Source organism: Pseudomonas sp. NY15356, assembly GCF_048068175.1.
Classification (GTDB): Bacteria; Pseudomonadota; Gammaproteobacteria; order Pseudomonadales; family Pseudomonadaceae; genus Aquipseudomonas; species Aquipseudomonas putida_K.
Map to the genome: position 1 here is coordinate 75712 of NZ_JBLUPW010000016.1, position 24941 is coordinate 100652.

General features: G+C 65.6%; 22 protein-coding genes. 9 read left to right on the forward strand and 13 right to left on the reverse strand.

Annotated features, from left to right (window positions below):
• Positions 1-97: 97 nt before the first annotated feature.
• Together ACNFCI_RS14610 and ACNFCI_RS14615 are read right to left on the reverse strand one after the other, a co-directional pair.
• Positions 98-445, reverse strand: coding sequence for an HPF/RaiA family ribosome-associated protein (locus ACNFCI_RS14610; protein WP_368829364.1), 348 nt, complete (start codon positions 443-445; stop codon positions 98-100).
• Positions 446-657: 212 nt separating this feature from the next.
• Positions 658-1533, reverse strand: coding sequence for a helix-turn-helix domain-containing protein (locus ACNFCI_RS14615; RefSeq protein WP_368829363.1), 876 nt, complete (start codon positions 1531-1533; stop codon positions 658-660).
• A gap of 164 nt (positions 1534-1697) precedes the next feature.
• Here ACNFCI_RS14615 and ACNFCI_RS14620 point away from each other — a divergent pair, with 164 nt between their 5' ends.
• Entirely contained in the window at positions 1698-2600 is a 903-nt protein-coding gene (locus ACNFCI_RS14620) for a DMT family transporter (protein ID WP_368829362.1), read from the forward strand.
• A gap of 164 nt (positions 2601-2764) precedes the next feature.
• Here the strand turns inward: ACNFCI_RS14620 and ACNFCI_RS14625 are convergent, their stop codons facing one another.
• Together ACNFCI_RS14625 and ACNFCI_RS14630 are read right to left on the reverse strand one after the other, a co-directional pair.
• A complete protein-coding gene (locus ACNFCI_RS14625) occupies positions 2765-3739 on the reverse strand; it encodes a 2-hydroxyacid dehydrogenase (RefSeq protein WP_368829361.1) in 975 nt (324 codons plus the stop codon).
• Between the two features lie 215 nt (positions 3740-3954).
• The gene (locus ACNFCI_RS14630; protein ID WP_084857133.1) at positions 3955-4902 is read right to left on the reverse strand and encodes a LysR family transcriptional regulator; all 948 of its coding nucleotides are present in this window, start codon (positions 4900-4902) and stop codon (positions 3955-3957) included.
• A 181-nt stretch (positions 4903-5083) separates the two neighbouring features.
• Between ACNFCI_RS14630 and ACNFCI_RS14635 the strand changes: the two genes are divergently transcribed.
• Genes ACNFCI_RS14635 through ACNFCI_RS14650 form a run of 4 tightly spaced genes read left to right on the forward strand, consistent with a single transcriptional unit; the run spans position 5084 to position 9860 of the window.
• Entirely contained in the window at positions 5084-6610 is a 1527-nt protein-coding gene (locus ACNFCI_RS14635) for an efflux transporter outer membrane subunit (RefSeq protein WP_084857135.1), read from the forward strand.
• On the forward strand, positions 6607-8784 hold the full coding sequence (locus tag ACNFCI_RS14640) for an FUSC family protein (RefSeq protein ID WP_084857138.1): 2178 nt from the start codon (positions 6607-6609) through the stop codon (positions 8782-8784). Before ACNFCI_RS14635 ends, ACNFCI_RS14640 begins: the two co-directional genes overlap by 4 nt.
• Positions 8785-8788: 4 nt before the next feature.
• The gene (locus ACNFCI_RS14645; RefSeq protein WP_084857307.1) at positions 8789-8989 is read left to right on the forward strand and encodes a DUF1656 domain-containing protein; all 201 of its coding nucleotides are present in this window, start codon (positions 8789-8791) and stop codon (positions 8987-8989) included.
• A 10-nt stretch (positions 8990-8999) separates the two neighbouring features.
• Positions 9000-9860 carry an HlyD family secretion protein gene (locus ACNFCI_RS14650; protein ID WP_084857140.1) on the forward strand — a complete coding sequence of 287 codons (861 nt, stop codon included), beginning with the start codon at positions 9000-9002 and terminating at the stop codon, positions 9858-9860.
• Positions 9861-9904: 44 nt separating this feature from the next.
• Here the strand turns inward: ACNFCI_RS14650 and ACNFCI_RS14655 are convergent, their stop codons facing one another.
• Complete coding sequence (locus ACNFCI_RS14655; protein ID WP_084857142.1) at positions 9905-10351, reverse strand: universal stress protein; 447 nt, start codon at positions 10349-10351, stop codon at positions 9905-9907.
• Between the two features lie 248 nt (positions 10352-10599).
• On the opposite strand from ACNFCI_RS14655, the gene ACNFCI_RS14660 reads away from it, so the two are divergent.
• The 4 genes from ACNFCI_RS14660 (at position 10600) to ACNFCI_RS14675 (ending at position 15808) form a co-directional block, all read left to right on the forward strand.
• A complete protein-coding gene (locus ACNFCI_RS14660; protein ID WP_084857144.1) occupies positions 10600-11508 on the forward strand; it encodes a LysR family transcriptional regulator in 909 nt (302 codons plus the stop codon).
• 232 nt (positions 11509-11740) lie between these two features.
• Positions 11741-13282, forward strand: a complete 1542-nt coding sequence (locus ACNFCI_RS14665) for an MFS transporter (protein ID WP_084857147.1) — start codon at positions 11741-11743, stop codon at positions 13280-13282.
• 28 nt (positions 13283-13310) lie between these two features.
• Entirely contained in the window at positions 13311-14372 is a 1062-nt protein-coding gene (locus ACNFCI_RS14670) for an HlyD family secretion protein (RefSeq protein WP_084857309.1), read from the forward strand.
• Positions 14369-15808, forward strand: a complete 1440-nt coding sequence (locus ACNFCI_RS14675) for an efflux transporter outer membrane subunit (RefSeq protein ID WP_368829360.1) — start codon at positions 14369-14371, stop codon at positions 15806-15808. The genes ACNFCI_RS14670 and ACNFCI_RS14675 overlap by 4 nt, the downstream gene beginning before the upstream one ends.
• A gap of 93 nt (positions 15809-15901) precedes the next feature.
• On the opposite strand, the gene ACNFCI_RS14680 is transcribed toward ACNFCI_RS14675, so the two are convergent.
• The 8 genes from ACNFCI_RS14680 to ACNFCI_RS14715 form a co-directional block, all read right to left on the reverse strand.
• Positions 15902-16726, reverse strand: coding sequence for an SDR family oxidoreductase (locus tag ACNFCI_RS14680; protein ID WP_368829359.1), 825 nt, complete (start codon positions 16724-16726; stop codon positions 15902-15904).
• Positions 16727-16775: 49 nt separating this feature from the next.
• Positions 16776-17240 carry a multidrug transporter gene (locus ACNFCI_RS14685; protein ID WP_368829358.1) on the reverse strand — a complete coding sequence of 155 codons (465 nt, stop codon included), beginning with the start codon at positions 17238-17240 and terminating at the stop codon, positions 16776-16778.
• A gap of 177 nt (positions 17241-17417) precedes the next feature.
• A complete protein-coding gene (locus ACNFCI_RS14690; protein ID WP_084857154.1) occupies positions 17418-18872 on the reverse strand; it encodes a mannose-1-phosphate guanylyltransferase/mannose-6-phosphate isomerase in 1455 nt (484 codons plus the stop codon).
• Between the two features lie 33 nt (positions 18873-18905).
• Positions 18906-19559 (reverse strand): alginate O-acetyltransferase AlgF, encoded by a 654-nt coding sequence (locus tag ACNFCI_RS14695; protein ID WP_253249338.1) that lies wholly within the window; start codon positions 19557-19559, stop codon positions 18906-18908.
• A gap of 7 nt (positions 19560-19566) precedes the next feature.
• The gene (locus ACNFCI_RS14700) at positions 19567-20724 is read right to left on the reverse strand and encodes an alginate O-acetyltransferase (RefSeq protein WP_368829357.1); all 1158 of its coding nucleotides are present in this window, start codon (positions 20722-20724) and stop codon (positions 19567-19569) included.
• Between the two features lie 10 nt (positions 20725-20734).
• Entirely contained in the window at positions 20735-22192 is a 1458-nt protein-coding gene (locus tag ACNFCI_RS14705) for an MBOAT family O-acyltransferase (protein WP_084857160.1), read from the reverse strand.
• Between the two features lie 189 nt (positions 22193-22381).
• A complete protein-coding gene (locus ACNFCI_RS14710) occupies positions 22382-23488 on the reverse strand; it encodes a mannuronate-specific alginate lyase (protein ID WP_368829356.1) in 1107 nt (368 codons plus the stop codon).
• Between the two features lie 7 nt (positions 23489-23495).
• The gene (locus ACNFCI_RS14715; RefSeq protein WP_084857164.1) at positions 23496-24941 is read right to left on the reverse strand and encodes an alginate O-acetyltransferase; all 1446 of its coding nucleotides are present in this window, start codon (positions 24939-24941) and stop codon (positions 23496-23498) included.

Sequence of the window (24941 nt, forward strand, 5' to 3'; positions counted from 1 at the left end):
GGTTGACCGGGTGAACGCCAGGTTGGTTCAGGAAGGCTGACCAGCGGAAACGAAAACGCCCGGCATGTAGCCGGGCGTTGCCGTGCCCTACAGGGGGTCAGGCTTCGGGGTCACTCAGCTGCAGCACGCCACGTTTGCTGCGCAACTTGCCGTAGAAGTGTTCCAGCGCATTGTTCAGCTTGCTGGCGGCGCCATCGATCGCCTGGTCCAACGAAGTGGCGGTATGGGTCACGGAAATCGGTTGATGGCCTTTCGGGCGAGCCTCCATCTGGCAGCGTTTGTCATGCGGGCCGGGCTTGGTGCCGTTCTCGTCGCGCAGGTGGACCTCGATGCGGGTAAGGTCGTCCTCGTAGCGTTCGAGGCTGCTTTCCAGCGTACTGCGGACCCACTCATTGAGCCGGATGTTGCTTTCGATGTGGTTGCTGCTGTTGACCTGGATTTGCATGATTCAATCCTTATTCAGCTTGCTCGCAAGAGGCGCGCCTAGGCCACTGAGGCCCTTGGAATTTCTTCGCCTCTTGACTCTAAAGTCAGGCAACGGCGAAGCGAAATCAACCCCCTCCGGAAAATAAATTTCCTGTTGCAAATCCAGCCCGCGAGCCGGTGATACGCATCCCTTGTGGGAGCGGCGGTCCGACTTGCCCCGCGATCGCACCTTCAGCGACTGAACGCCGCCCTGTATTCCCCAGGCGTCGCCCCCAGTGCCTGGCGAAACCGGTTGCTGAAATGGCTGGCACTGGCGAACCCACACAGCAGCGCCACTTCGCCCAGCGGCAACGGGCCCAGGCGCAGCAGCCCGCAGGCCCGGTGCAGGCGCCGCGCCAGCAGGTACTGGTGCGGCGGCAGGCCGAAGCTTGCGCGGAACATGCGGGCGAAATGGTATTCGGACAGGTTGCAGCGCAGGGCCAACTCCCCCAGGGTGATGGGCTGCTCCAGGTGCGCTTCGATGTAATCGACCAGTTGCCGACGTTGATGCGGCGCCAGCCCGCCTTTCAAGCGCAGCCCCTGGCGCAACCCGGCCTGGCAGAGCACGGCATGGTCGATGATTTCATGGGCCAGGCTGCTGGCCAGCAGGCGTTCGCCAGGTTCGTCCCAGTCCATGGCTACCAGTTGGCGGAAGCGTCGGGCCTGTAGCGGGTCGTCGAGGAATGTCGCCTCCTGCAACTGCATCTCCCGGGGGTCTCGGTCGAGCAGGCGGATGCAGCCGAGGGCGAACTGTGCCTCGCTGACGTACAGGTGGGCCAGGCGGACCGCACCGTTGACTACCCAGTTGGATTCGTGGCCGGCGGGCATGATGCACAGCTTGTCCGGTGCGCCTTTGTCCGCCGGGCGCTGGCGACGGAAGATTCCAGTGCCGTCGGCGATGTAGCAGGACAGGGTATGGTGGCTGGGCGACTGGTAGTCGCGGGCGTCGTTGCGGTTGCTCCACAAGGCTGCAGCCAGGCCGTCACCCAGCTGCGCGCTCAGTTCCAGGCGGGCATGGGGCGAGGCGTGCATGGCATTGAAGACTTGCAGCTGGGTCAGTGGCGTCATGGGCGATTCCTCTCGACGCCATCCTACTGCGGCGCTGGGTGGCTGGCAGCCCCCGTGGCGGGAAAAGCGCAAGTTTGTGCAAGCGGGGCAATCGAAAGCGAGCAGAGACTGGTACCCGGCGAGGGCCGCACCGCGGCCCCGTTCAGGTAGCCTGGAGAAACCTCATGAACCTGTCGCTGTATTTGCTCACCGTCCTGATCTGGGGCACCACCTGGATCGCCCTGAAACTGCAGTTGGGCGTGGTCGCCATCCCGGTGTCGATCGTCTACCGCTTCGCCCTGGCCGGCCTGATCCTGTTCGCCATCCTTGTGCTCAGCCGTCGCCTGCAGCCGATGGGCAGGCGTGGGCACTTGGTCTGCCTGGCGCAGGGGCTGTGCCTGTTCTGCGTCAACTTCATGTGTTTCCTCACCGCCAGCCAATGGATCGCCAGCGGGCTGATCGCCGTGGTGTTCTCCACCGCCACCCTGTGGAATGCCCTGAATGCGCGAATCTTCTTCGGCCAGCGCATCGCCGCCAACGTAGTGGGTGGCGGCGCGCTGGGGTTGCTGGGCCTGGGGTTGCTGTTCTGGCCGGAGCTGGCCAGCCATGGTGCCAGCCGCCAGACGCTCTATGGCCTGGGCTTGGCGTTGCTTGGCACCTTGTGCTTCTCGGCGGGCAACATGCTGTCCAGCCTGCAGCAGAAGGCCGGCCTCAGGCCGATGACCACCAATGCCTGGGGCATGGTATACGGTGCGTCGATGCTGGCGGTCTATTGCCTGTCGAGCGGCATTCCCTTCGACATGGAATGGAACACGCGCTATATCGGCTCGCTGCTGTACCTGGTGATCCCGGGCTCGGTGATCGGTTTTACCGCCTACCTGACGTTGGTGGGGCGTATGGGGCCGGAGCGGGCGGCATATTGCACGGTGCTGTTCCCGCTGGTGGCGTTGAACGTGTCGGCGGTGGCCGAAGGGTACCAGTGGACGGCGTCGGCGCTGTTGGGGCTGGTGGCGGTGATGGCGGGGAATGTGCTGGTGTTTCGCAAGCCCAGGACAAGCAAGGTGGGCGATGCGGTTGCTGTCAGGTGAGGGCAGGGTACAGCGGGGGCCGGTGGGAGCGGGCTTGTCCCGCGATTGGGCCGGCCCTGCCATCGGGGTGGCATGGCAAGGGCTTCGCCCTTGATCGCGGGACAAGCCCGCTCCCACAGCGCAGCCCGAAGGGCTGGGTAATCTCCCACAGGATCTGCGAGGCCTTAGCCCTTCCAGACCTGCGGGTTCACCAGGTCACGCGGCCGATCCCCCAGCAGCGCCGCCCGCAGGTTGTCGATCGCCCGGTTGGCCATGGCCTCGCGGGTTTCGGCGGTGGCCGAGCCTACGTGAGGCAGGGTCAGGGCGTTGGGCAGCTTGAACAGCGGCGAGTCTGCCAGCGGCTCCTTCTCGTACACGTCCAACCCGGCGCCGCGAATCGTGCCGCTCTGCAACGCCTCGACCAACGCCACCTCGTCCACCACCGGCCCACGGGACACATTGACCAGGAACGCACTGGGCTTCATCAGCTTCAGCTCGCGGGCGCCGATCAATTTGCGCGTGGCCTGTGACAGCGGCACCACCAGGCACACGAAGTCGGCTTCAGCCAGCAGTTGCTCCAGGCTACGGTATTGGGCACCCAGCTCCTGCTCCAACGCCGGCTTGCGGTTGTTGCCGCTGTACAGCACCTGCATGTTGAAGCCGAAGCGGCCGCGGCGCGCAATGGCCGCACCAATGTTGCCCAGGCCGACGATGCCCAGGGTCTTGCCGTGCACATCGCTGCCGAAATGGGCCGACCCGACGGTGGCCTGCCACTGGCCGGCCTTGGTCCAGGCGTCCAGCTCGGCGACCCGGCGAGCACACCCCATGACCAGGGCGAAGGCAAGGTCCGCGGTGCTCTCGGTGAGTACGTCTGGGGTGTTGGTCAGGGCGATGCCGCGTTCGTTGAAGTAGTCCAGGTCGTAGTTGTCGTAGCCGACCGAGACGCTGGACACCACCTCCAGCTTGGCCGCGCCCTCAAGTTGCGCGCGGCCGAGCTTGCGACCGACGCCGATCAGGCCGTGGGCCTCGGGCAGGGCTTCGTTGAACTGGGCGGCAACGTCACCGAGCTTGGGGTTGGGCACGATCACGTTGAAGTCTTGCTGCAGGCGTTCGGCCATGGCCGGGGTGATGCGGCTGAAGGCCAGGACGGTCTTTTTCATCGGCAACTTCTCTGCAAGGCAGGGGAACGGAGTCAGGCAGGAAGACGGGGCCGCATTGCGGCCCTTTCGCGGCACAAGGCCGCTCCTACAGGGGGGCGCTGTAGCTGTAGGAGCGGCCTTGTGCCGCGATGGGGGGCAAAGCCCCCCAGGTTCAACTGCCTGGAACGAGTGACCGGCAACCTACCATTGTCTCTGGTCCTCGTGCAGCAGCTTTCTCAGTTGGCGATCAACAGCTCGTGGGTCTTGAGGTCCGCCTCGTGCGCCGCGAGGATCTCCGGCAGCGAGTTGCGCAGGTACTCGACCCAGGTCTTGATCTTCGCATCCAGGTACTGGCGCGACGGGTAGATCGCATACAGGTTCAGTTCCTGCAGGCGGTAGTCGGGCATGATCCGTACGATGCTGCCGTCACGCAGGCCGTCGATGGCCGAATAGATCGGCAGCACGCCCACGCCCATGCCACTGCGGATGGCGGTCTTCATGGCATCGGCCGAGTTCACCTGGAACGGCGAGCTGGTGATGTTGACCACTTCCTGGCCTTCCGGGCCGTCGAACAGCCATTTCTCCAGCGGGATCACCGGGCTGACCATGCGCAGACACGAATGCTTGAGCAGGTCGGCGGGCTTGTGCGCGGTGCCATGCTTGGCCACGTAGTCGGGCGATGCGCAGACGATGCTGTAGGTAATGCCCAGGCGCTGGGAGACGAAGCCGGAGTCCGGCAGTTCGCTGGCCAGCACGATGGACACGTCATAGCCTTCGTCGAGCAGGTCCGGCACGCGGTTGGCCATGGTTAGGTCGAAGGTCACGTCCGGGTGCGAGTCGCGGTAGCGGGCGATGGCATCGACCACGAAGTGCTGGCCCACGCCGGTCATCGAGTGCACTTTCAACTGGCCGGCGGGGCGGGCATGGGCGTCGCTGGCCTCGGCCTCGGCCTCCTCGACGTAGGTCAGGATCTGTTCGCAGCGCATCAGGTAGCGCTTGCCGGCCTCGGTCAGGGCGATACGCCGGGTGGTGCGGTTGAGCAGCCGGGTTTGCAGATGGGCTTCCAGGTTGGAGACCGCCCGCGAGACGTTCGCGGTGGTCGTATCCAGTTGCGCCGCGGCGGCAGTGAAGCTGCCGAGCTGGGCCACGCAACTGAAAGCACGCATGTTTTGCAGGGTGTCCATGGGTCACTCTCAAGGTAGAGGACAAAATTGTGACATGAAGTAACCGAAGCGGTCTTCAGACTAAAGCCGGATTATCGCTGTTTTGGTAACAAAGATTCGCAGGAATATACGCTTATCGCCAGTGCGACCGCCCCCTAGAATTGCCCGGCCTCATCCACCTCTTCCTCGGGAAATCGCAGCTGTGCCGCGTCGCATCATCAGAGCGCTGAATGCGCTCAGTGCCTGTGCCCTTAGCCTCACCTTGAGCGGCTGTATCGGAACCTGGGGCATCGCCCCGCAAAGCAAGACGCTGCAAGCCAACACCCTGACCACCGACGATGCGATCCGCGAAGCGGCCACCGACGCCCATTGGCCGGCCCGGCAGTGGTGGCGCGCCTACGGCGACCCGCAGCTGGACCGCTGGGTCACGCTGGCCCTGGCCGGCAGCCCGAGCCTGGCCATGGCTGCGGCGCGAGTACGCGAGGCCAAGGCCATGGCGGGTGTGGTGGAATCGGCGGAAAAGCTCCAGGCCGATGGCCAGGCCACGCTCAAGCGCCATAACTGGCCTGAGGACCCGTTCTACGGCCCTGGCGCGCTCTCTGGGGCCAACACCTGGGACAACAACGCCGCCATCGGCTTCAGCTACGCCCTGGACCTCTGGGGCCGCGAGCGCAATGCCAGCGAACAGGCCGTGGACCAAGCGCACATGAGCGTCGCCGAGGCCCGCCAGGCCCAGCTCGAGCTGGTGAACAACGTGGTGCGCGCCTATATCCAGCTGAGCCTGCATTTCGCCCAGCGCGATATCGTCAAGGCCGAACTGGAGCAGCAGGAGCAGATCCTGGCGCTGGCCCAGCGTCGCCTGGACAGCGGCCTGGGCACCCATTTCGAAGTCAGCCAGGCCGAGGCGCCGCTGCCCGAGACCCATCGCCAGCTCGACAGCCTCAACGAAGAAATCGCCCTGACCCGCAACCAGCTGGCCGCCTTGGCCGGTAAAGGGCCAGGGGAGGGGGCGCAGCTCCAGCGCCCGACCTTGGCCTTGGGCGTACCGCTGAAGCTGCCCTCGAACCTGCCCGCCGAACTGGTCGGCCAGCGCCCCGACGTGGTCGCCAGCCGCTGGCAGGTGGCCGCACAGGCCCGTGGTATCGATGTCGCCCATGCTGGTTTCTTCCCCAACGTCGACCTGGTCGGCAGCCTGGGCTTCATGGCCACTGGTGGCGGCCCGCTGGAGTTTCTCACCGGGCGCAAGTTCAACTACAACGTAGGCCCGGCAATCAGCTTGCCGATCTTCGATGGCGGCCGCCTGCGCTCGCAATTGGGCGCGGCCTCGGCGGGCTATGACATCGCCGTGGCCCGTTACAACCAGACCGTGATCGGTGCACTGAAGAACATCTCCGACCAACTGATCCGCCGCGAGTCGATGAAGGAGCAGGCGCATTTCGCCGCCGAGTCGGTGGCCGCTGCGCGGAAGACCTACGACATCGCCATGGTCGCTTTTCAGCGTGGCCTGACCGACTACCTCAATGTGCTCAACGCCCAGACCTTGCTGTTCCGCCAGCAGCAGATCGAGCAGCAGGTCCAGGCCGCGCAACTGGCCGCCCATGCCGAGCTGGTCACCGCGCTGGGCGGGGGCCTGGAGGCCGGTCGGGACGTGCCCGACGAACAGCGCCAGGCGGCCCCGAAAACGCCTGCCACGCTGGCCATCTTCGACACGCCAGGCCACGCCGAATGAGTACCTCGAGCCTACCCCTGCGCTGGCTGCAAAGCCTGGAGTGGCGCCGGGGCTTCTTCGCCTGGGCGCGCACCGACGGCGTGACCTGGGTCTACATCTTCAAGATCCTGGTCGCCGCCTTCGTCACCTTGTGGCTGGCCATGCGCCTGGAGCTGCCGCAACCGCGTACGGCGATGATCACGGTGTTCATCGTCATGCAGCCGCAAAGCGGGCATGTGTTCGCCAAGAGTTTCTACCGGGTGCTCGGCACCCTGGCCGGCTCGGCGATGATGGTCGCGCTGATCGCGATCTTCCCGCAGAACACCGAGCTGTTCCTGCCCAGCCTGGCCCTGTGGGTCGGCCTGTGTTCGGCTGGTGCCATGCGCTATCGCACCTTCCGCGCCTATGGCTTCGTGCTGGCCGGCTACACCGCGGCGATGATCGGCCTGCCGGTGCTCGAGCACCCGGACCAGGCGTTCATGGCGGCGGTATGGCGGGTGCTGGAGATCTCCCTGGGGATTCTGGTGTCGACCGCTGTCAGTGCCGCGATCCTGCCGCAGTCGGCCAGCGCCGCCATGCGCAACGCGCTGTACCAGCGCTTTGGCGTGTTCGCCGGGGTGGTGGTCGAAGCGCTGCGCGGCGACAGCCAGCGTGATCGCTTCGAGACCAGCAATGTACGCTTCATCGCCGAGGCCGTGGGCCTTGAAAGCCTGCGTAACGTCACCGCGTTCGAAGACCCGCACATGCGCAGGCGTTCGGGCCGGCTGGTGCGCATGAACAGCGAGTTCATGGCCATCACCACGCGCTTCAACGCCTTGCACCGCCTGCTCGAGCGCCTGCGCGCCCGCGGCCCGCTGCAGATCGTCGGCGCCATCGAGCCGGGCCTGGCGACGCTCGCCGAACTGCTCGAGCCCTATGTCGGGCGGGCACTGACCGATGCCGATGCACTGCGCCTGACCCTGGAACTGGCCGCCTACAAGGAGGGCCTGCAAGCCCAGGTGCGTACGCTGCGCGCCGAGTATGTCCAGACCGCCCCCAGCGAGGCCGACCTGCTCGACTTCCACACCGCCTTCGAGCTGCTGTACCGCTTCGTCGACGAGATGTACAGCTACGCCCAGACCCACGCCTCGCTGTCTGCGCACAACCATGAGCGCGAACACTGGGACGAACCCTACGTGGCCCAGACCAACTGGCTGGTGTCCCTGGCTGCCGGCGTGCGGGCCTCGGCGGTGCTGTTGCTGCTGGGCAGCTACTGGTTGCTCAGCGACTGGCCCAGCGGCGCCATGATGACCCTGATCGCCACAGTGACCGTGGGCCTGTCGGCCGCCTCGCCGAATCCCAAGCGCATGTCGTTCCAGATGGCCTGCGGGACGATGATCGGCGCCTTCGTCGGCTTTTTCGAAACCTTCTTCGTGTTTCCCTGGATCGACGGCTTCCCGCTGCTGTGCGCTGTGCTGGCGCCGGTGTTCGTGTTGGGCGCGTTCCTGTCCTCACGCCCGGCCTACGCAGGCTATGGCATCGGCCTGCTGGTGTTCTTCGCCATCGGCTCGGTGCCCAACAACTTGACGATCTACAACCCGTACACCTTCATCAACGACTACATCGGCATGGTCATCGGCATGCTGGTCTGCGCCGCCGCCGGGGCGATCATCCTGCCGCCCAACAGCCGCTGGCTCTGGAGCCGCCTGGAGCAGGACCTGCGCGAGCAGGTGCTGTTCGCCATCACCGGGCGCCTGCGCGGGCTCGGCTCGGCCTTCGAAAGCCGCACCCGAGATCTGCTGCACCAGGCCTATGGCTTGGCCGCCGGCAAGCCCCAGGTACAGAGCGAACTGATGCGCTGGATGTTCACCGTGCTGGAGATCGGCCACGCGATCATCGAGTTGCGCAAGGAACAGGTGCGCGCGCCGGTGCATCCGGCCTATGCCGAGTCGCAACCCTGGCGCCAGGCCATCCGCGTCATGGGCCGGGCCCTGGCGCGGTTGTTCCTGCAGCCCAACGCCAGCAACCACGAACGCGCCCTGGTGGCCGTGGACCACGCCATCAGCCGCGTGCAAGCCACCGACGAACCCTTCGCCCGGCACTTCGACACCTCGGTGTTGCGTCGGGTGCAGAGCTACCTGCATTTCATCCGTACCTCCCTGCTCGACCCACAGTCGCCGTTGGCCCCGGCGAAAGGACTGCACCGTGCTCCGTGAAATCATGCCCCGCGAAATCGCCTTCCATGGCGTGTACATGCCCTCCATGACCTTGATGTTCCTGTTCGCCGCGGGCCTGGCCTGGGGCCTGGACCGCTTCATCGCGAGCATCGACGGCTATCGCTTCTTCTGGCACCCGGCGTTGCTGCGCCTGTGCCTGTTCATCTGCCTCTTCGGCGCCATGGCGCTGTCCTTGTATTGGTGAGAAACCTTCGATGAAAAAGTTCTTCAGCCTGATCGCCACCTTGCTGGTGCTGGCGGGCGCCGTGGTGATCGGCCGCCAGTTGTGGCTGCATTACATGACCACGCCCTGGACCCGCGACGGCCGGGTGCGCGCTGACATCATCAACGTCGCCGCCGATGTGCCGGGCTATGTGGTGGACGTGCCGGTGCGGGACAACCAGCGGGTGAAGAAGGGTGACCTGCTGATCCAGATCGACCCCGAGCATTACCAGCTGGCGGTGAACCAGGCCAAGGCCCTGGTCGCCTCGCGCAAGGCCACCTGGGAGATGCGCAAGGTCAACGCCAAGCGCCGCGCCGACCTGGACAACTTGGTGATCTCCAAGGAAAACCGCGACGATGCCAGCAACATCGCCAGCGCCGCCCTGGCCGACTACCAGCAGGCCCAGGCCCAGCTGGCTGCCGCCGAGCTGAACCTCAAGCGCACGCGGATCATTGCCACGGTCGATGGCTACGTCACCAACCTGAACGTTCACAAAGGGGACTACGCCCGCACCGGCGAGGCGGTGATGGCGGTGGTCGACGAGCACTCGTTCTGGGTGTACGGCTTCTTCGAGGAAACCAAGCTGCCCCATGTGAAGGTGGGCGACCAGGCCGAACTGCAGATGATGAGCGGCGAGCGCATCAAGGGCCATGTGGAGAGTATCGCCCGGGGCATCTACGACCGTGACAACCCGCAGAGCCGCGAACTGGTTGCCGATGTGAACCCGACCTTCAACTGGGTGCGTCTGGCCCAGCGGGTGCCGGTGCGGATTCACATCGACGAAGTGCCCGACGGCTTCCTGCTGGCTGCGGGCACGACCTGCACGGTGGTGGTCAAGCCGAGCGTTCTGTAGGAGCGGCCTTGCGCCGCGAAAGGGGCGCAACGCGTCCCCAATCGCTAGACCACCCCCACCAACACCGGCACCTGCACCCGATCGATCACCTTCGCACTGACCGAAGGGTCCAGCAACCGTCCCAGCCTGGACAGGTGCCGGTGGCCCATGACGATCAACTCGCACGCCAGCGCCTGGGCTTTTTCGACGATGGCATCGACCGGCTCCGCGGCGACCACGCTGCCATGGCAATCGAAGCCTGCCTCGCGCAAGGTGCGCACGGCACCGGCCACGGCCTGTTCGGCCAGGCGCTGCTCCTCGCAGGCGGCGGGGTATTCCGCCTGTTCCTGCTCGGTGTAGCTCGCCGGGCGCTCATGCACGGCGAAGGTCGTGTCGATGGCCAACAGCACATGCAGTTCATGCTCGCCGGGGCGGCAGTAGCGGTGGGCGAGGTCGAGCAGGGTGTGGCTGGCGGGGGAGGCGTCGATGGCGATCAGGACCGGGCGGGGCATGGGGGTTCCTTCAGGCTGCAAAGGCTGGGTTGGCAGTTCCGGCCCAACCGCTGGCAAGCCAGCTCCCAGCGGCCCTGCGTTGCATGGGCAGCACCTGTGGGAGCCGGCTTGCCGGCGATGAGGGCCAGGCCATTGTTCAAGCTTTGCGCCAGGGAATAAATGGCCTGCCACGCACGGCGTCGTTGCGTCAGACGCAATCCACCAACCTGCTAACATCGCATTTCCTACAGCTGTCACGGAAAACGGCCATGCAACTGCCAGACATGAACCTGCTCGTCGCCCTCGATGCGCTGCTCGACGAGGGCAGTGTGGTCGGTGCGGCCCGGCGCATGAACCTGAGCCCGGCGGCGATGAGCCGTACCCTGGGCCGGATCCGCGATGCCCTGGGCGACCCGATCCTGGTCCGCGCCGGTCGCGGCCTGGTGCCCACACCCCGGGCGCAGGCCTTGCGCGAGCAGGTCTCGGCCCTGGTGGAGCAGGCCGGTCAGGTATTTCGCAGTGGTGACGACGTCGACCTGCCGAATCTGGAGCGGGCCTTCAACATCCGCACCAACGACCTGTTCATCGCACTGTATGGCGCGCAGTTGCTGCGCATGATGCACGAGCAGGCGCCGCGTACCGTGCTCCGGTTCGTCCCGGAGAGCCCAGGCGGGGATGACGACAGCGTACTGCGGGATGGGCGCACCGACCTGATCATCAGCTCGACCATCGACCTGGGGCCGGAGATCAAGGTGCAGAGCTTGTTCCAGACCGTCTACATCGGTCTGGCCCGGCGCGACCACCCGATCTTCGACGCCGAAATCACGCCTGAACGCTTCGCCGCCTACCCGCAGATCAGCGTATCGCGACGTGGCCGGGCCAACGGGCCGATCGATATGGAGCTTGCCAACCACAAGGTGCAGCGGCGCGTGGCGTTGATCACCCCAAGCTTCCACTCGGCGATGTTTTCGCTGCCCGATTCGGACCTGCTCCTGCCGATGCCGGCCAACATCCTCAACAGCGTGAACAAGCTGGGGCTGCCGCTGCGCTCGTTCCAGATCCCATTGCCGCTCGAGCAGGTGACCGTCATGCAGGCATGGCACCCGCGCTTTCAGAACGACCCGGCGCATCGCTGGTTGCGCCAGACGCTGAAGGCCTGTTGCAGCGTCGATCCGTGAAGAGGGGCGCTGTGCGCCCATCGCGGGACAAGCCCGCTCCTACATATTCTCTACGGCTTTCTAAAACGGCGCGGTACCTGTGGGAGCGGGCTTGTCCCGCGATGGGGGCGGTAAGCTCTTGGCATGGATTGCGCCTGACGCAACTTAAAACTGCCAATAAGTCAGTTTTCGTCAGCATTCGACCTTTTTAGACTTCTCCTCTGCTCTAAATTGTTGCTGGAGATGTCTGCCCATGAGTTCCCTGTCCGCGCCTGTTTCTGCGGTCGCCGCTGCCCCTGCGCCAGCCGCCCCGGCGCAAACGGCGTTCGGCCTACGGGTGGTGGTCGGGCTGTTCGGCGTGCTGCTGGCGGTGCTCTGTGCCGGCCTCAACGAGGCGGTGACGAAGATTTCCCTGGCCGATATCCGCGGTGCCATGGGCATCGGCGCCGACGAGGGAGCCTGGCTGCTGGCGGTGTATTCGGCGGCCTCGGTCTCGGCCATGGCCTTCGCGCCGTGGATGGCCGGCACGTTTTCCCTGCGTCGCTTCACTTTGTGCGCCATCGGCGTGTTCGCCGTGCTTGGCCTGGTACAACCTTTCGCTCCCAACCTGCACAGCCTGATGCTGCTGCGTATCGTCCAGGGCCTGGCCTCTGGCGCCCTGCCGCCGATGCTGATGACCGTGGCGCTGCGTTTTCTGCCGCCGGGCATCAAAGTCTACGGCCTGGCCTGCTACGCCCTGACCGCCACCTTCGGCCCCAACCTGGGCACGCCCTTGGCGGGCCTGTGGACCGAGTACGTCGGTTGGCAGTGGGCCTTCTGGCAGATCATCCTGCCGTCGGGCCTGGCCATGTTCTGCGTCGGCTGGGGCCTGCCCCAGGACCCCCTGCGCCTGGAGCGTTTCAAGCAGTTCGACTGGCGTGGCGTGGTGCTTGGCCTGCCGGCCATCAGTTGCATCGTCTTGGGCCTGTCGCTGGGTGACCGCTGGGGCTGGTTCGACTCGCTGCTGATCTGCTGGTTGTTGGGCGGTGGCCTGCTGTTGCTGGTGCTGTTCATGTACAACGAATGGTCCGAGCCGCTGCCGTTCTTCCAGCTGCGCCTGTTGTCGCGCCGAAACCTGAGCTTTGCCTTGGTCACGTTGGCCGGCGTGTTGATCGTGCTGTCGGGCGTAGGCAGCATCCCTTCGGCGTACCTGGCGCAGATCCAGGGTTACCGCCCGGCGCAGACCAGCCCATTGATGCTGCTGGTGGCCATGCCGCAGTTGATCGCCCTGCCGCTGACGGCCGCGCTGTGCAACATCCGCGCGGTGGACTGCCGCTGGGTACTGGCCGTGGGCCTGGGCATGCTGGCGCTGAGCTGCGTGGGCAGCAGCCTTTTGACCTCGCAATGGATCCGGGGCGACTTCTATCCGTTCTACCTGCTGCAGGTGTTCGGCCAGCCGATGGCCGTGCTGCCGCTGCTGATGCTGTCCACCAATGGTATGACGCCGCAGGAAGGCCCGTTCGCCTCGAGCTGGTTCAACACCGTCAAGGGCCTGGCCTCGGTGGTCGCTGCCGGCCTGCTGGACGCCCTCGGCACCCTGCGCCGACATTTTCATTCCAACCACCTGGTGGACAGCCTGGGCAACGCCCCGCTGGTCGACGACAACGCTGCCGGCCTGGCCAAGCGCATCCATGAACAGGCCCTGGTACTGACCTCGGCCGACCTGTACCTGGTCCTGGCCGGCATCGCCGTGGCCCTGATCTGCCTGATTCCTTTCGTGCCTACCCGGGTCTATCCACCGCGTGCGGTGGCCTGAGCCCTGGATGAAATTCGAGACCACTGAAATGACGAACAATCGCAAGACCCTCGTGATCGGCTCGGCACTGGCCGTGGCCGTGCTCGCTGCCCTGGTGATGCCCTGGATGCTGGGCAGCGACCACGAGCAGAGCACCAACGACGCCTACGTGACCGCCGACTACACCGTGGTCGCGCCCAAGGTTGCCGGTTTCATCAAGCAAGTGCTGGTCGAGGACAACCAGCAGGTCAAGGCCGGGCAGTTGCTGGCGACCATCGATGCCCGTGACTACCAGGCCGCCCTGGATGCCGCCCAGGCCCAGCTGCTGGTGGCCAAGGCGCAGAGCGCCGATGCTCGCGCCACCCTGGAGCGTCAGGGCTCGCTGATCGCCCAGGCCGAGGCTGCGGTGAAGGCGGCGCAGGCCGAGATGGCCTTCGCCGAGCATGAGGTCAAGCGCTACAGCCGTCTGGCCGAGCAGGGCGCCGGCACCGTGCAGAATGCCCAGCAGGCGCGCAGCCGGGTCGACCAGGCCCGTGCACGCCTGGCCAATGCCCAGGCGGCGCTGGTGGCCACGCGCAAACAGGTGGATATCCTCAGCGCCCAGGTGGCCAGTGCCGACGGCCAGCTCAAGCGTGCCGAGGCAGGGCTCGAGAAAGCCCAGTTGGACCTCTCCTACACCCAGATCACCGCCCCGGTGGACGGCATGGTCGGCGAGCGCGCCCTGCGCGTGGGCGCCTACGTCAACCCGGGCGCGCGCCTGCTGTCGGTGGTGCCGCTGCAACAGGCCTATGTGGTCGGCAACTTCCAGGAAACCCAGCTGACCCACGTGCAACCCGGTCAGCCGGTGAGCATCAGTGTCGATACCTTCTCCGGCGAAACACTGCGTGGTCACGTCCAGAGCATTGCCCCAGCCACCGGCGTGACCTTCGCTGCGGTGAAGCCGGACAACGCCACCGGCAACTTCACCAAGGTGGTCCAGCGCATTCCGGTGAAGATCGTCTTCGATGACGGCCAGCCGCTGCTCGAACGCCTGCGGGTCGGCATGTCGGTGGTAGCGACCATCGACACCCACGGCGACACGCTCGAAGGCAAAGAGGTGAGCGCGCGATGAAACCTGCATCCCGCTTGAGCCCCTTGTTGCTGGCGGTGCTGCTGGCCGGCTGCACCCTGGGCCCGGACTTCCAGCGCCCTGACAGTCAGCCACCGCAGGCGTGGTCGCCGGTGCAGGGCGAGGCCGCTGCCAGCCAGCCCACTGGCGACCCTCTGGAGCTGCGCTGGTGGGACAGCTTCCACGATGCCCCGCTGAGCGCGCTGATCCAGCGCGTGGCCGAGCGCAATCTCGACCTGCAGATGGCCAGCGCACGCCTGCTGCAAAGCCGTGCCTTGCGCAGTACCGTGGCTGCCGACGAGGTGCCCTCGGTAGACATGAATGCCGGCTACAGCCGTGCGCGCAACAGTGCCGAAGGCCTGAACGACCCGTCCGGCAAGGCGGGCAAGTCGGCCTTCAATCTGTGGCAGGGCGACCTGGTGGCAGGCTGGGAGCTGGACCTCTGGGGACGGGTGCGCCGACAGGTGGAGGCCGCCGATGCCACGGTGGAAGTGGCCGAGAACGATCGTCGTGGCGTGCTGCTGGCGCTGCTGGCCGAAACGGCTGGTGACTATATCCAGCTGCGTGCGGTGCAACACACCTTGCAGATCACCCACGACAACCTCAAGGTCGCCCGGCATAGCCTCAAGCTTTCCCAGGATCGCCAGGCCGAAGGCGTCGCCACGCGCCTGGACGTGGCCCAGGCCAGCGCCCAGGTGGCCTCCATCGAGGCCCGTCTGCCCACCTTGGAAGCCCGGCGTGACGACCTGATCAACGCCCTGAGCCTGCTCGCCGCCGAGCCGCCGCGCAGCCTGCAACGCCAGTTGCTGGCCACTGGCGAGCTGCCGGCGCCGCGCCAGTCGTTCGCCATCGGCCTGCCTTCGGAGCTGGCCGAGCGTCGCCCGGACATCCGTCAGGCCGAGGCGCGCCTGCATGCGGCCACCGCCAGCATCGGCGTGGCCAAGGCCGATTTCTACCCCAGTATCCGGTTGTCGGGCAGTGTCGGGTTCCAGGCCATGCAGCTCTCCGATTTCGGCGCCTGGGATGCTCGGCGTTTCGCTTTCGGGCCGCAGCTGTCGTTACCGATCTTCGAAGGTGGGCGTTTGAAAGGCACCCTGCAATTGCGCGAGGCCCAGCAGCAGGAGGCGGCGCTGAACTACCGCAAGGTGGTGTTGGCGGCGTGGCACGAGATCGACGATGTGCTGCGTTTGTACAACGCCAGCCAATTGCGTCGTGATCATCTGGCCGAAGCGGTGGCGCAGAACCGCATCGCGCTGGAGACCGCGCAGCGTCAATATGTGGAAGGGGCGGTGGACTTCCTCAATGTATTGAGTGTGCAAGGCGCGCTTCTGGCCAGCGAAGAGCAGTGGATCGACAGTTCTGCGGCCGTGTCCCAGGCATTGGTGGGGCTGTACAAGGCGTTGGGCGGTGGGTGGCAGGCGTTCGACAAGCCGGTGTAGGGGGCCGCTGCGCGGCCCTATCGCCGGACAAGCCCGCTCCTACAGGTTCGCGTGGGAGCTGCCGCGCAAGGGCGCAAAGCGCCCCTAAAAATGTCACAGAGGGCGCAGCAACCCGAACCGCTTGCGCAGCACCTTGTCCAGCAACCGCCGCGGCACCACCCGGGCCAGCAGCGGCAGGGCCGTGCTGCCATTGCCCAGGCGCACCAGCGCGGGCGTCGGGGTCTTGCCGGTAGCCGCCAGCACCCCTTGGGCGAACACCGCAGCTGGCGTGGGCTTGTCCTGCGAAGCCCGGGCCCGCGCCTGGACGTACTCACGCAACGGCCACCACGGCGAGTCTGCGGCCAGTACCTCATTCGCCCGGCGCTGGGCGTTACTGGCGAACTGCGAGGCGATCGCCCCCGGCTGCACCTCCATCACCCGGATGCCGAACGGTGCCAGCTCCAGGCGCAGGGCATCGCTCAGCGCGTTCACCGCGGCCTTGGACGCGCAGTAGGCACCCGCGAACGGAGTCACCAACACCCCCGAGACGCTGCCGATGTTCACTACCAGGCCGCGTGCGCGGCGCAGCAGCGGGAACAGTGCGCCGGTCACCCCGACCACAGCGAAGACGTTGGTCTCGAACTGCTGGCGCAGGGCTTCGACACCACCATCGAGCAAGGGGCCCATGGCGCCGTAGCCGGCGTTATTGATCAGGATGTCCAGGCTGGCGTGGCGATCTTCCAGCTCCTCGGCCAGGCGTGCCAGGGCGTCGGCGTCGTTCACGTCCAATTGCCGGGCGGCGAAGCCGGCAGCGGCCAGTCGCTCGACGTCTTCGGCTTTGCGGGCTGTGGCCCAGACTTCATGGCCGGCGTCGCGGAAGGCTTCGGCCAGGGCGCGGCCGATGCCGCTGGAGCAACCGGTGATCAGGACAGTGGGCATGGGAAAGACCTGTCATCAAGGAAGGGAGGTGTTGCCAATACCGGCCCGATCAATTGGCGAATGTACCTTGCAGATGCTCGGCCCGGAACTCCAGTGTCTGCGGGCGATACCCGGCGCGCAGCGGTGGCAGGGGCAGGCAGTCGGTCCACGTGGCGCCGGGCTGCAGTTCGCCGGGGCCGCGGTAGCGCGGGGCGTTGTAGGTGTTCTCGGCCAGGTTGACGGTATCGCCCGGGGTATAGGCAGCGACGCGCCAGCGCAACTCGACCAGGGGAACATCGTTGCCGTTCTTCATGCGCACCTGTAGGGCGCGATCGGCGGGGCACTGGTCGGGGGCGTAGGCCAGGCGCAGGTCCAGGCGTGCCAGCTGGGAGGCTTCGCGGGTGTCCTGCCAGACCACCCACAGCGCCACCACTCCTAGGCCGAGCACGGCGGCCAGGGAAATCGGCAAGGCCTTGGCCGGGTAGCGCAGCAGCAGTACCAACCAGGTGAGGATGAGCAGGGCGCCGATGAGCATCGCGAGGTAGACCTTGTTGCAGCGGGTCAGGTCATCCTAGCTGGAAAACGGGGAGGGCTCAAAAGCGGGAGGGCATTACCCTCCTTTCGCGGGCCAAGGGCGCGCCGAAAAAGGTGGCAATCCGTAGGGGCGGCCGTGTGCCGCGAAAGGGCCGCAGTGCGGCCCCAGGGTCTTGCTTCACTGCGCGATGGTCTTCACCGAAACCCCGCGCTCCATGGGCGTGGAAGTACGCCCGTAGACATCCTCGAAGCGCTCGATGTCGTCCTCGCCCAGGTAGCTGCCGGACTGCACTTCGATGATCTCCAGCGGGATCTTGCCCGGGTTGCGCAGGCGGTGGATCGATGCGATGGGAATGTAGGTCGACTGGTTCTCGGTGAGCAGGAACACGTTCTCGTCGCAGGTCACCTCGGCCGTACCCGATACCACGATCCAGTGCTCGGCGCGGTGGTGGTGCATCTGCAGCGACAGGCTCGCGCCCGGTTTGACGGTGATGTGCTTGACCTGGAAGCGGCCACCCATGTCCACCGAGTCGTACGAGCCCCACGGGCGGTACACCTCCAGGTGGTTCTGGGTTTCGCTGCGGCCCTGCTGGTCGAGGGTGTTGACCAGCTGTTTGACGCCTTGGACCTTGTCCTTGTGGGCGATCATCATGGCGTCCTTGGTCTCGACCACGACGATGTTCTCCAGGCCGATCACCGACACCAGCTTGCCGTTGCCATGGATCATGCAGTTGCGGCTGTCCTGCACCACCACGTCGCCCTTGGTGACGTTGCCGTCGGCGTCCTTGTCGTGCACTTCCCACAGCGACGACCAGCAACCCACGTCGCTCCAGCCGGCCGACAGCGGCACCACGCAGGCACGCTGGGTCTTCTCCATCACCGCGTAGTCGATGGAATTGTCCGGGCAGCAGGCGAAGGTGGCGGCATCGATGCTCAGGGCGTCGCCGTCTTCCTCGCTGCGCTCCAGGGCCAGCAGGCAGGTGTCATAGATATCCGGGTCATGCTTCTTCAGCTCTTCGAGGAAGCGGCTGGCGCGGAACAGGAACATGCCGCTGTTCCAGAAGTAGCCACCGGCACGGACGAACTCGTTGGCACGCTTCTCGTCAGGCTTCTCGACGAACTGCGCCACCCGCGCCACGCCTTCGGGCAGCAGCGCGTCCTGGCTGGAGCGGATGTAGCCATAGCCGGTCTCGGGCTTGGTCGCCGGCACGCCGAACAGCACCATCTCGCCGCGCTCGGCCGCCACGGTGGCCAGGGCCAGGGCACGCTGCAGGGCTTTCTGGTCCTCGATCACATGGTCGGCCGGCAGTACCAGCATCAGCTCGTCACGGCCTTCGTTGACCAGTTTCATGGCAGTCATGGCCACCGCCGGGGCGGTGTTGCGGCCGAAGGGTTCCATCAGCAGGCCCTGGGTCTGGAGGTTCAGGCCGGCCAACTGCTCCTGGACGATGAACTTGTGGTCCTTGTTGCACACCACGATGGGGGTGTCCATGCCTTCGAACACCAGGCGCTGGAGGGTCTGTTGGAACAGGGTGTGTTCACCGGTCAGGGCCAGGAACTGCTTGGGGAACTGCTTGCGCGACAGAGGCCACAGACGCGAACCGCTACCACCAGAAAGAATTACCGGAATCATGATGTTTCTCCAAAAGGTCGATAGGGGCTTGGATCAGTTGCTGGCGACTGGGCGGGTGACCCAGACCGGCGACAGGCTGCTGCCGGAACCGGTGACATAAAGCACCGCCGCTTCGCCGCGCTCGAGGGCGACAGGCTTGAGGTCGCTGACCTTCTTGTCGCCTTCGTACAGGGCCAGGTTGACCTTGACCGGGTTGATCTCGCGCTCGCCGCGGCCGTTGGCGGCCACGGTCTTGACCACTTCGGTCTTGCCGTCGGCGGTCTTGAGGGTCAGCGGCTGGTCGGTGAGGTTCTGTACCCGCACCAGGGCCTTCTGCTTGTTCTTGAACGGTGGCTCCTCAATCAACTGCGGGGTGCCGCTGGCGTTGTTGACCAGGGTGTAGTACTTGTCCGCGGCCAGCTTGACCGGGACGCTCTTGCCGCCGACCTGGGCGGTGTAGTCACCGCCTGGCAGGAAGCTGAAGTCGCTGCTGGCCTGGGCGCCGACCTGCTTGATCTGGGTGTTGCCCACCGACGCGGCGGCCGGGGCACTTGCGGCGTTGTACAGGCGCACGAAGGTCGAGCCCTTCGGTGCGCTCGGGCCATACAGCGCGGCATCGGCGCCTGCGAGGGCCTGCAGGGAGAGCAGGGACAGACCTGCCGCGAGGGTGAACGCTTTGGCGAAGGAAGGTTTGTTGGTCATGTGCATGTCCTCTTCAGTGAACCGTCCGATTGGACGACAGGGCCAGGTTTTCTTCGGTCTTGCGGGTGTTCTTCAGCTGCGCGATCCACTGTGGATCGAATGCGCTGAGGTCGTTCTTCATTGGCAGATAACGTTCCGGGAATTCCCACACCACCACTTGCGGGGCGTTGTCCTTGAAAGCGTCGCTCTGCAGGTACTTGAGCATCGGCAGCAGCGGGCCATGGCCGTCTTCGGCGTAGTTGGCCACGTCGCTGCGCAATGCCTGTTGCAGGGCGCCGAGGAAGTTCCAGTGCGGGTTGGCGCTGTAGCTGGTGCCCACCAGCGCCACCGGGATCTGGGTGTCGGCGAACAGCGCATCGCCTGATTCACCCGCGGCCTCGGCCGGTCGGGTGGTGCGTTGTTGCAGGTTGTCCGGGCTCGGCAACAGGTTGCTGAACAGCGGGTCGAGCGGCAGGAAGTTGGTCAAGTCGCCCTTGTACGGGCTGGTGCCACCGGCCTCGGTGATGAACTGTTGCGGGTCGCCATTGAGCAGGTTCTGGCGCGATACCGCCTCGGCCAGGGCCTGGGCCGCGACTTCGGCGCCCATGGGCGTCCAGTGGGTGTCGGTGCGCAGGAACACCTGGCCGCGGGCCTTGGCCTGCTCCAGCGGCGCCATCAGGTCCGGGGCGAACACGCCGGCTTGGCGGGCCTGGGCATGGAACTGGTTGTACAGGTCGTTGTGCAGGCTGGCTGGCAGGGCCTTGCCCAGGTACTCCGAGTAGACCCGCGCCTTGGCCGGGACGATCGCCAGCACCAGCTGGGTGCCGTGGCGCTGCAAGGTGTCGCGCACGCCGCGGATCAGTGCCAGGTTCTCCTGCATCAGTTGCTCGGCGCCGGCGGTGGGCTTGAACTCCTCGTCGGTGAACAGCCACTGGTCGCGGCCCAGCACCACGCCCGGGCGGCCTTCGTTGAACAGCTTGAAGTCCAGGGCTGCCCACAGGTTGGTGCCGATGCGCTTGATCGGGAACTGCTCGTCGTAGTGGGTCTCGGCGGCCTTGGCCAGCTTGCCGTTGAGCAGGGTCATCTGCTCGGTACGGTTGAAGCTCTCCAGGCCACCCACCGACCAGGCACCGAGCCCGGTCAGCAAGCCCAGGAACGACAGCGAATAGGTGATGCGTAGTGTCCGGTTCATGATTCAGGCCTCAGAACTGGAAGTAGAGGAACGGTGAGTAGCTCTGTGCCGAGAGCTTGAGCACCGAGGCAACGAACAGCAGCAGGACCAGGGCGCGGGTCATGACGCGAGTCCAGTCCAGGCCGATGGAACCGTCGGCGTTGATTTGCACCGGGGCCGCCTTGGGCGTGGGCTTGGCGTTGCGGTAGAAGTCGCGCAGGCCGAACACCGCCAGGGTGACGTAGGCCAGCACCAGGGTCGCGACCTGAAGGCCGGTGAGCTGGGCGCGGTTGAGCTCCGAGAGCTGCCAGTCGCCGAAACTGAACATGGCGCCGTACATACGGCCGGCCACGTGCAGGTTCTCGGCGCGGAAGATCACCCAGCCGATCACCACCAGCAGGAAGGTGAAGGCCCACTTGACCGGGTTGAAGCGTTGCGGGTTGGTGTCCAGGCCCAGGGCGCGCTCGATGGCGAGCCAGGTGCCGTGCCAGGCGCCCCAGATGATGTAGGTGAAGTTGGCGCCGTGCCAAAGGCCACCGAGCAGCATGGTCAGGAACAGGTTGCGGTAGGTGTTGAAGGTGCCTTTGCGGTTACCGCCCAGGGTGATGTACAGGTAGTCGCGCAGCCAGGTGGAGAGGCTGATGTGCCAACGCCGCCAGAACTCGGTGATCGACTGGCTGATGTACGGCTGCTTGAAGTTCTCCATGAAGCGGAAGCCCATCATCAGGCCCAGGCCGATGGCCATGTCGCTGTAGCCGGAGAAGTCGAAATACAGCTGAGCGGTGTAGGCCAGCGCGCCGAGCCAGGCATCACCAGTGGTGGGGTTCTGCAAGGCGAAGCAATGGTCCGCCACCACTGCCAGGGTGTCGGCGATGAACACTTTCTTGATGAAGCCCTGCATGAAACGGGTGCAGCCTTCGGAGAACTTGTCCAGGGTGTGGGTGCGGTTGTTGAACTGGTCGACCAGGTCCTTGAAACGCAGCACGGGGCCGGCGATCAGGTGCGGGAAGATCGCCACGAAGGCCGCGAAGTCGATCAGGTTGCGCGTGGCCGGGGTGTCGCCCCGGTACACGTCGATGATGTAGCTGATCGACTCGAAGATGTAGAACGAGATACCGATCGGCAGCAGCACATGGGTGAGGATGAACGGCTGCATGCCGAACGAGGTGATGATCGCGTTGAGGCTGTCGACGCCGAAGTTGGCGTACTTGAAATAGCCCAGGATCGCCAGGTCGACGCCCACGCCCAGCAGCAGCCAGCGCTGCGCCGGCTTGGTGCGCACACCCGCGGCGCCGACTCTCAGGCCGATCCAGTAGTTCCACAGTGTGACGCCGGCGAACAGGGCAAGGAAATCCACCCGCCACCAGGCATAGAAGATATAGCTGGCGATCAGCAGCAGCAGGTTTCGATAGCGTTGCCCGCTCAAGTAGTACAGGCCGAGGAATATCGGCAGGAACAGGAACAGGAACACGTTGGACGAAAAGACCATCCGGGTTCTCCTTGTCGTTCACATCAACCGGGGCAAAGGCCCCCCAAACCCCCCAGCCCGAAGACGGGGAGCAACCAAGTATTCGGTGGGAGCCGGCTTGCCGGCGATGCAAGGCGAAGCCTTGCCCAGCGGTAGTCCGGGGCCGCAGTGCGGCCCATCGCCGGCAAGCCGGCTCCCACAGGGTTTGTGTTACTTCTTGCTTTGCGCGCTCGGGTCATAGACCCGCGTCAGGTCGCCACCCAGGCGGAAGTTGTTGAACGGCTGCATGCCGCGCTTGCGCTTGAGGGTGTCGCCGCTGCACTGGTACAAGCTGCACCACGGTTCGAGCCAGGCGTACTTGCTGTCGACCTTCAGGTCCTTCATGTCCTGCTTCTCGCCGTTGCGCTTCTTGAACGCGCTCGGGTCGCGGGCGCCGTAGAGCACCTTCTGGCCCAGGCGATGCAGGGCGTTGTTGTTCTCGCCGCGCAGGTCTACACCGTTGGCCTGGGCGAAGCTTGCGATCATCGCCAGCGGCGGCAGGGCATAGTTGTGGTAGGCCAGGGCGCGCTGCTTGCGCTTGAGCTCGTTGGGCAAGAAGCCCTGCTCATCGACCTGGTTGGCGCCGACCTTGTATTCCTTCACCGCCCAATCGAACAGGTCGCGCCGGTCGGTGGCCACGGCGGTGGCCATGACCGCCCAGGCCGCCCAATAGCTGTGGTTGTTGATCTTCTCCAGCGGCAGGTCGCTCCAGTCGCGCACGGTCTGTTCGGCCAGGCGCGCCAGCCATTTCTCGATCAGCTCGGCCTCGGCCTGGTGCGCGGCCAGCGGCTGGGAGTTGGAGAACTTCAGGCGCAGCCATGAACCGCTCATGCTGCCCAGCGCCCATTTGCGCATGGACTTGCCGGTGTGGTTGTAGTCGGTGGACTCCAGCGCCCCGGCCCGGGCCCAGGTACCGAGCCAGGTCAGGGTGCAGTCCAGCTGCGCCGGGCGGCCGTCGCGCATGTACTGGCCGACCATCTTGCTCACGCCACGCTCGAGGGTGGTGATGTCCTCGGTGGACTCGCGGAAGGCCTTGTCGGAGGCGGCATTGAACGTCGCCCGGGCCTTGTCGGAGCCTTCGTATTTGCTGCGAAACTGCAAGGCGCCTGTGTAGGGCCTGGGCGCGGGTTCGCAGCGGAAGTTGCCGTCCTTGGTCTTGAGCTTTTCGATCCCGGCGTAGTACCCCTGTGGGGGCACCAGGCCGCCGGCCTGCGCGGCCGGGCCGAACAGGGCCAGGGCGAGCAGGGCGGGGGTGGTGATCTTGCGCAATGGAGTCATGGTCGCCTCACTGGCCAGCCTGCGCGGTGTTCTGCGCATGGCCGGCGAAGTTGTTGCGTTTGCACAGCTTGGCCTCGACCTTCTGGGTACCGTTTTCCGGCCCCTGGACTTCGAGGGCGAGCAGGTTCTGGTCAGCCCAGTCCTCGTCCTCGCGCATCTGGAAGACGAAGCGGCCATCGGTGTCGGAGGTCTCCGGTTTTTCGATCTTGATGTCCTCGTGGCGACCGTTGAGGTACCAGAGGGTGGCCTGCAGCACCTTGACCGAGGGGTCCTCGAACTTGATGTCCATCTGCAGGTTGCGGTTGATCAGATCCTTGATCACGCCGTTCTTGCCATTGACCATCAGCTCGTTCTTGCCGGGCTTGAGGGTGGCGCTGGCGCTCATCTGCGCAGGGCGGCCATCACAGCCGTCGTCGAGCAGCGCGAGGATCTGCCGCCAGATGGTTTCCTGGTCCAGGCGATAGAGTGGGGAGAATTCCCAGATCAGGATCTTGGGTGGGTTCTTGCGGAACTCCTCGCTGCCCAGGTACTGGATCATCGAACCTTCCAGGCCGCCGCCGGGGAAGGCGACGTTGAGCACGTCGGCACCGATGTACTGCTGCAGGAAACCGGAGAAGTTGTAGTTCTTGCCACTGTGGCTGGTGCCGACCAGGGTGATCTGGGCGTTGCCCGAGTCGCCGAACAGATCATCACCACCGCTCGCACCACCCTTGGGCTCGGTGGCGAACTGGTCCATGTACTGCACCGCGTAGCTGGTGCCGCACAGCTGGCCGGCCACGTTGTGCAGGGTGCCGGTCTTGCCCATGCGCCCGGACTTGTGGGTCTCGAATTCCTTGCGCGGGATGCCTTCGAAGGCTGGCATGTCATGCACGGTGTCGGCCACGATCTTGGCCGCGCGCTCGGCGCCGTACGGCGTCCAGTGCTGGTCGCCGCGGAAGTAGAAGTCCTTGCCCTGGTCGGCCGCGGCGAGTTGCTCGTTGGTCAACGGCGACAGGTCGGGCACGTTGTAGCCCATCTTGGCGAAGCGTTGGAGCATGGCGCGGTAGTTGCCCAGGGCCTTCTGGTAGTCGAAGGCGGCTTTCTCGGCCGGGTTGAGCATGTTGCGGTTCACCAGGCCACGGGTCGGCTGGTACACCAGCACCAGTTCGATGCCGCGTTTCTTGAAGGCATCGTGGACCTGCTGCAGGCGTTTGTAGCCGGCCGGGGTGGTGCTGAACTCGGTGCGCAGGTCTTCGCGGGTACGGAACAGCCAGTCGCCCTGGGCCTGGACCAGGGTGGTGAAGTTCTGCTGGTAGCGGGTCACGTAGCGGCTGGCGTCGTGGGCTTCGGGGCACAGCTGGCAGCAAGGCTCGGCAGTGAAGCTCGGGGCCTGCACGTCGGCGGCGCGCACGCCCTGGCTGATGGCCAGGAGGGCGGCGGACAGGCCGAGCAGTTTCATCAGGTGTGGGGTCAT

Bases quoted from the DNA above. Each gene is read 5' to 3' on its own strand.
- ACNFCI_RS14655 (WP_084857142.1), bottom strand. From the start codon at position 10,351: ATGCCCCGCCCGGTCCTGATCGCCATCGACGCCTCCCCCGCCAGCCAC.
- ACNFCI_RS14690 (WP_084857154.1), bottom strand. From the start codon at position 18,872: ATGATTCCGGTAATTCTTTCTGGTGGTAGCGGTTCGCGTCTGTGGCCT.
- ACNFCI_RS14700 (WP_368829357.1), bottom strand. From the start codon at position 20,724: ATGAACCGGACACTACGCATCACCTATTCGCTGTCGTTCCTGGGCTTG.
- ACNFCI_RS14640 (WP_084857138.1), top strand. From the start codon at position 6,607: ATGAGTACCTCGAGCCTACCCCTGCGCTGGCTGCAAAGCCTGGAGTGG.
- ACNFCI_RS14625 (WP_368829361.1), bottom strand. From the start codon at position 3,739: ATGAAAAAGACCGTCCTGGCCTTCAGCCGCATCACCCCGGCCATGGCC.
- ACNFCI_RS14630 (WP_084857133.1), bottom strand. From the start codon at position 4,902: ATGGACACCCTGCAAAACATGCGTGCTTTCAGTTGCGTGGCCCAGCTC.
- ACNFCI_RS14660 (WP_084857144.1), top strand. From the start codon at position 10,600: ATGCAACTGCCAGACATGAACCTGCTCGTCGCCCTCGATGCGCTGCTC.
- ACNFCI_RS14665 (WP_084857147.1), top strand. From the start codon at position 11,741: ATGAGTTCCCTGTCCGCGCCTGTTTCTGCGGTCGCCGCTGCCCCTGCG.
- ACNFCI_RS14675 (WP_368829360.1), top strand. From the start codon at position 14,369: ATGAAACCTGCATCCCGCTTGAGCCCCTTGTTGCTGGCGGTGCTGCTG.
- ACNFCI_RS14620 (WP_368829362.1), top strand. From the start codon at position 1,698: ATGAACCTGTCGCTGTATTTGCTCACCGTCCTGATCTGGGGCACCACC.
- ACNFCI_RS14615 (WP_368829363.1), bottom strand. From the start codon at position 1,533: ATGACGCCACTGACCCAGCTGCAAGTCTTCAATGCCATGCACGCCTCG.
- ACNFCI_RS14705 (WP_084857160.1), bottom strand. From the start codon at position 22,192: ATGGTCTTTTCGTCCAACGTGTTCCTGTTCCTGTTCCTGCCGATATTC.
- ACNFCI_RS14680 (WP_368829359.1), bottom strand. From the start codon at position 16,726: ATGCCCACTGTCCTGATCACCGGTTGCTCCAGCGGCATCGGCCGCGCC.
- ACNFCI_RS14670 (WP_084857309.1), top strand. From the start codon at position 13,311: ATGACGAACAATCGCAAGACCCTCGTGATCGGCTCGGCACTGGCCGTG.
- ACNFCI_RS14710 (WP_368829356.1), bottom strand. From the start codon at position 23,488: ATGACTCCATTGCGCAAGATCACCACCCCCGCCCTGCTCGCCCTGGCC.
- ACNFCI_RS14695 (WP_253249338.1), bottom strand. From the start codon at position 19,559: ATGCACATGACCAACAAACCTTCCTTCGCCAAAGCGTTCACCCTCGCG.
- ACNFCI_RS14610 (WP_368829364.1), bottom strand. From the start codon at position 445: ATGCAAATCCAGGTCAACAGCAGCAACCACATCGAAAGCAACATCCGG.
- ACNFCI_RS14685 (WP_368829358.1), bottom strand. From the start codon at position 17,240: ATGCTCATCGGCGCCCTGCTCATCCTCACCTGGTTGGTACTGCTGCTG.
- ACNFCI_RS14645 (WP_084857307.1), top strand. From the start codon at position 8,789: ATGCCCCGCGAAATCGCCTTCCATGGCGTGTACATGCCCTCCATGACC.
- ACNFCI_RS14715 (WP_084857164.1), bottom strand. From the start codon at position 24,941: ATGACCCCACACCTGATGAAACTGCTCGGCCTGTCCGCCGCCCTCCTG.
- ACNFCI_RS14650 (WP_084857140.1), top strand. From the start codon at position 9,000: ATGAAAAAGTTCTTCAGCCTGATCGCCACCTTGCTGGTGCTGGCGGGC.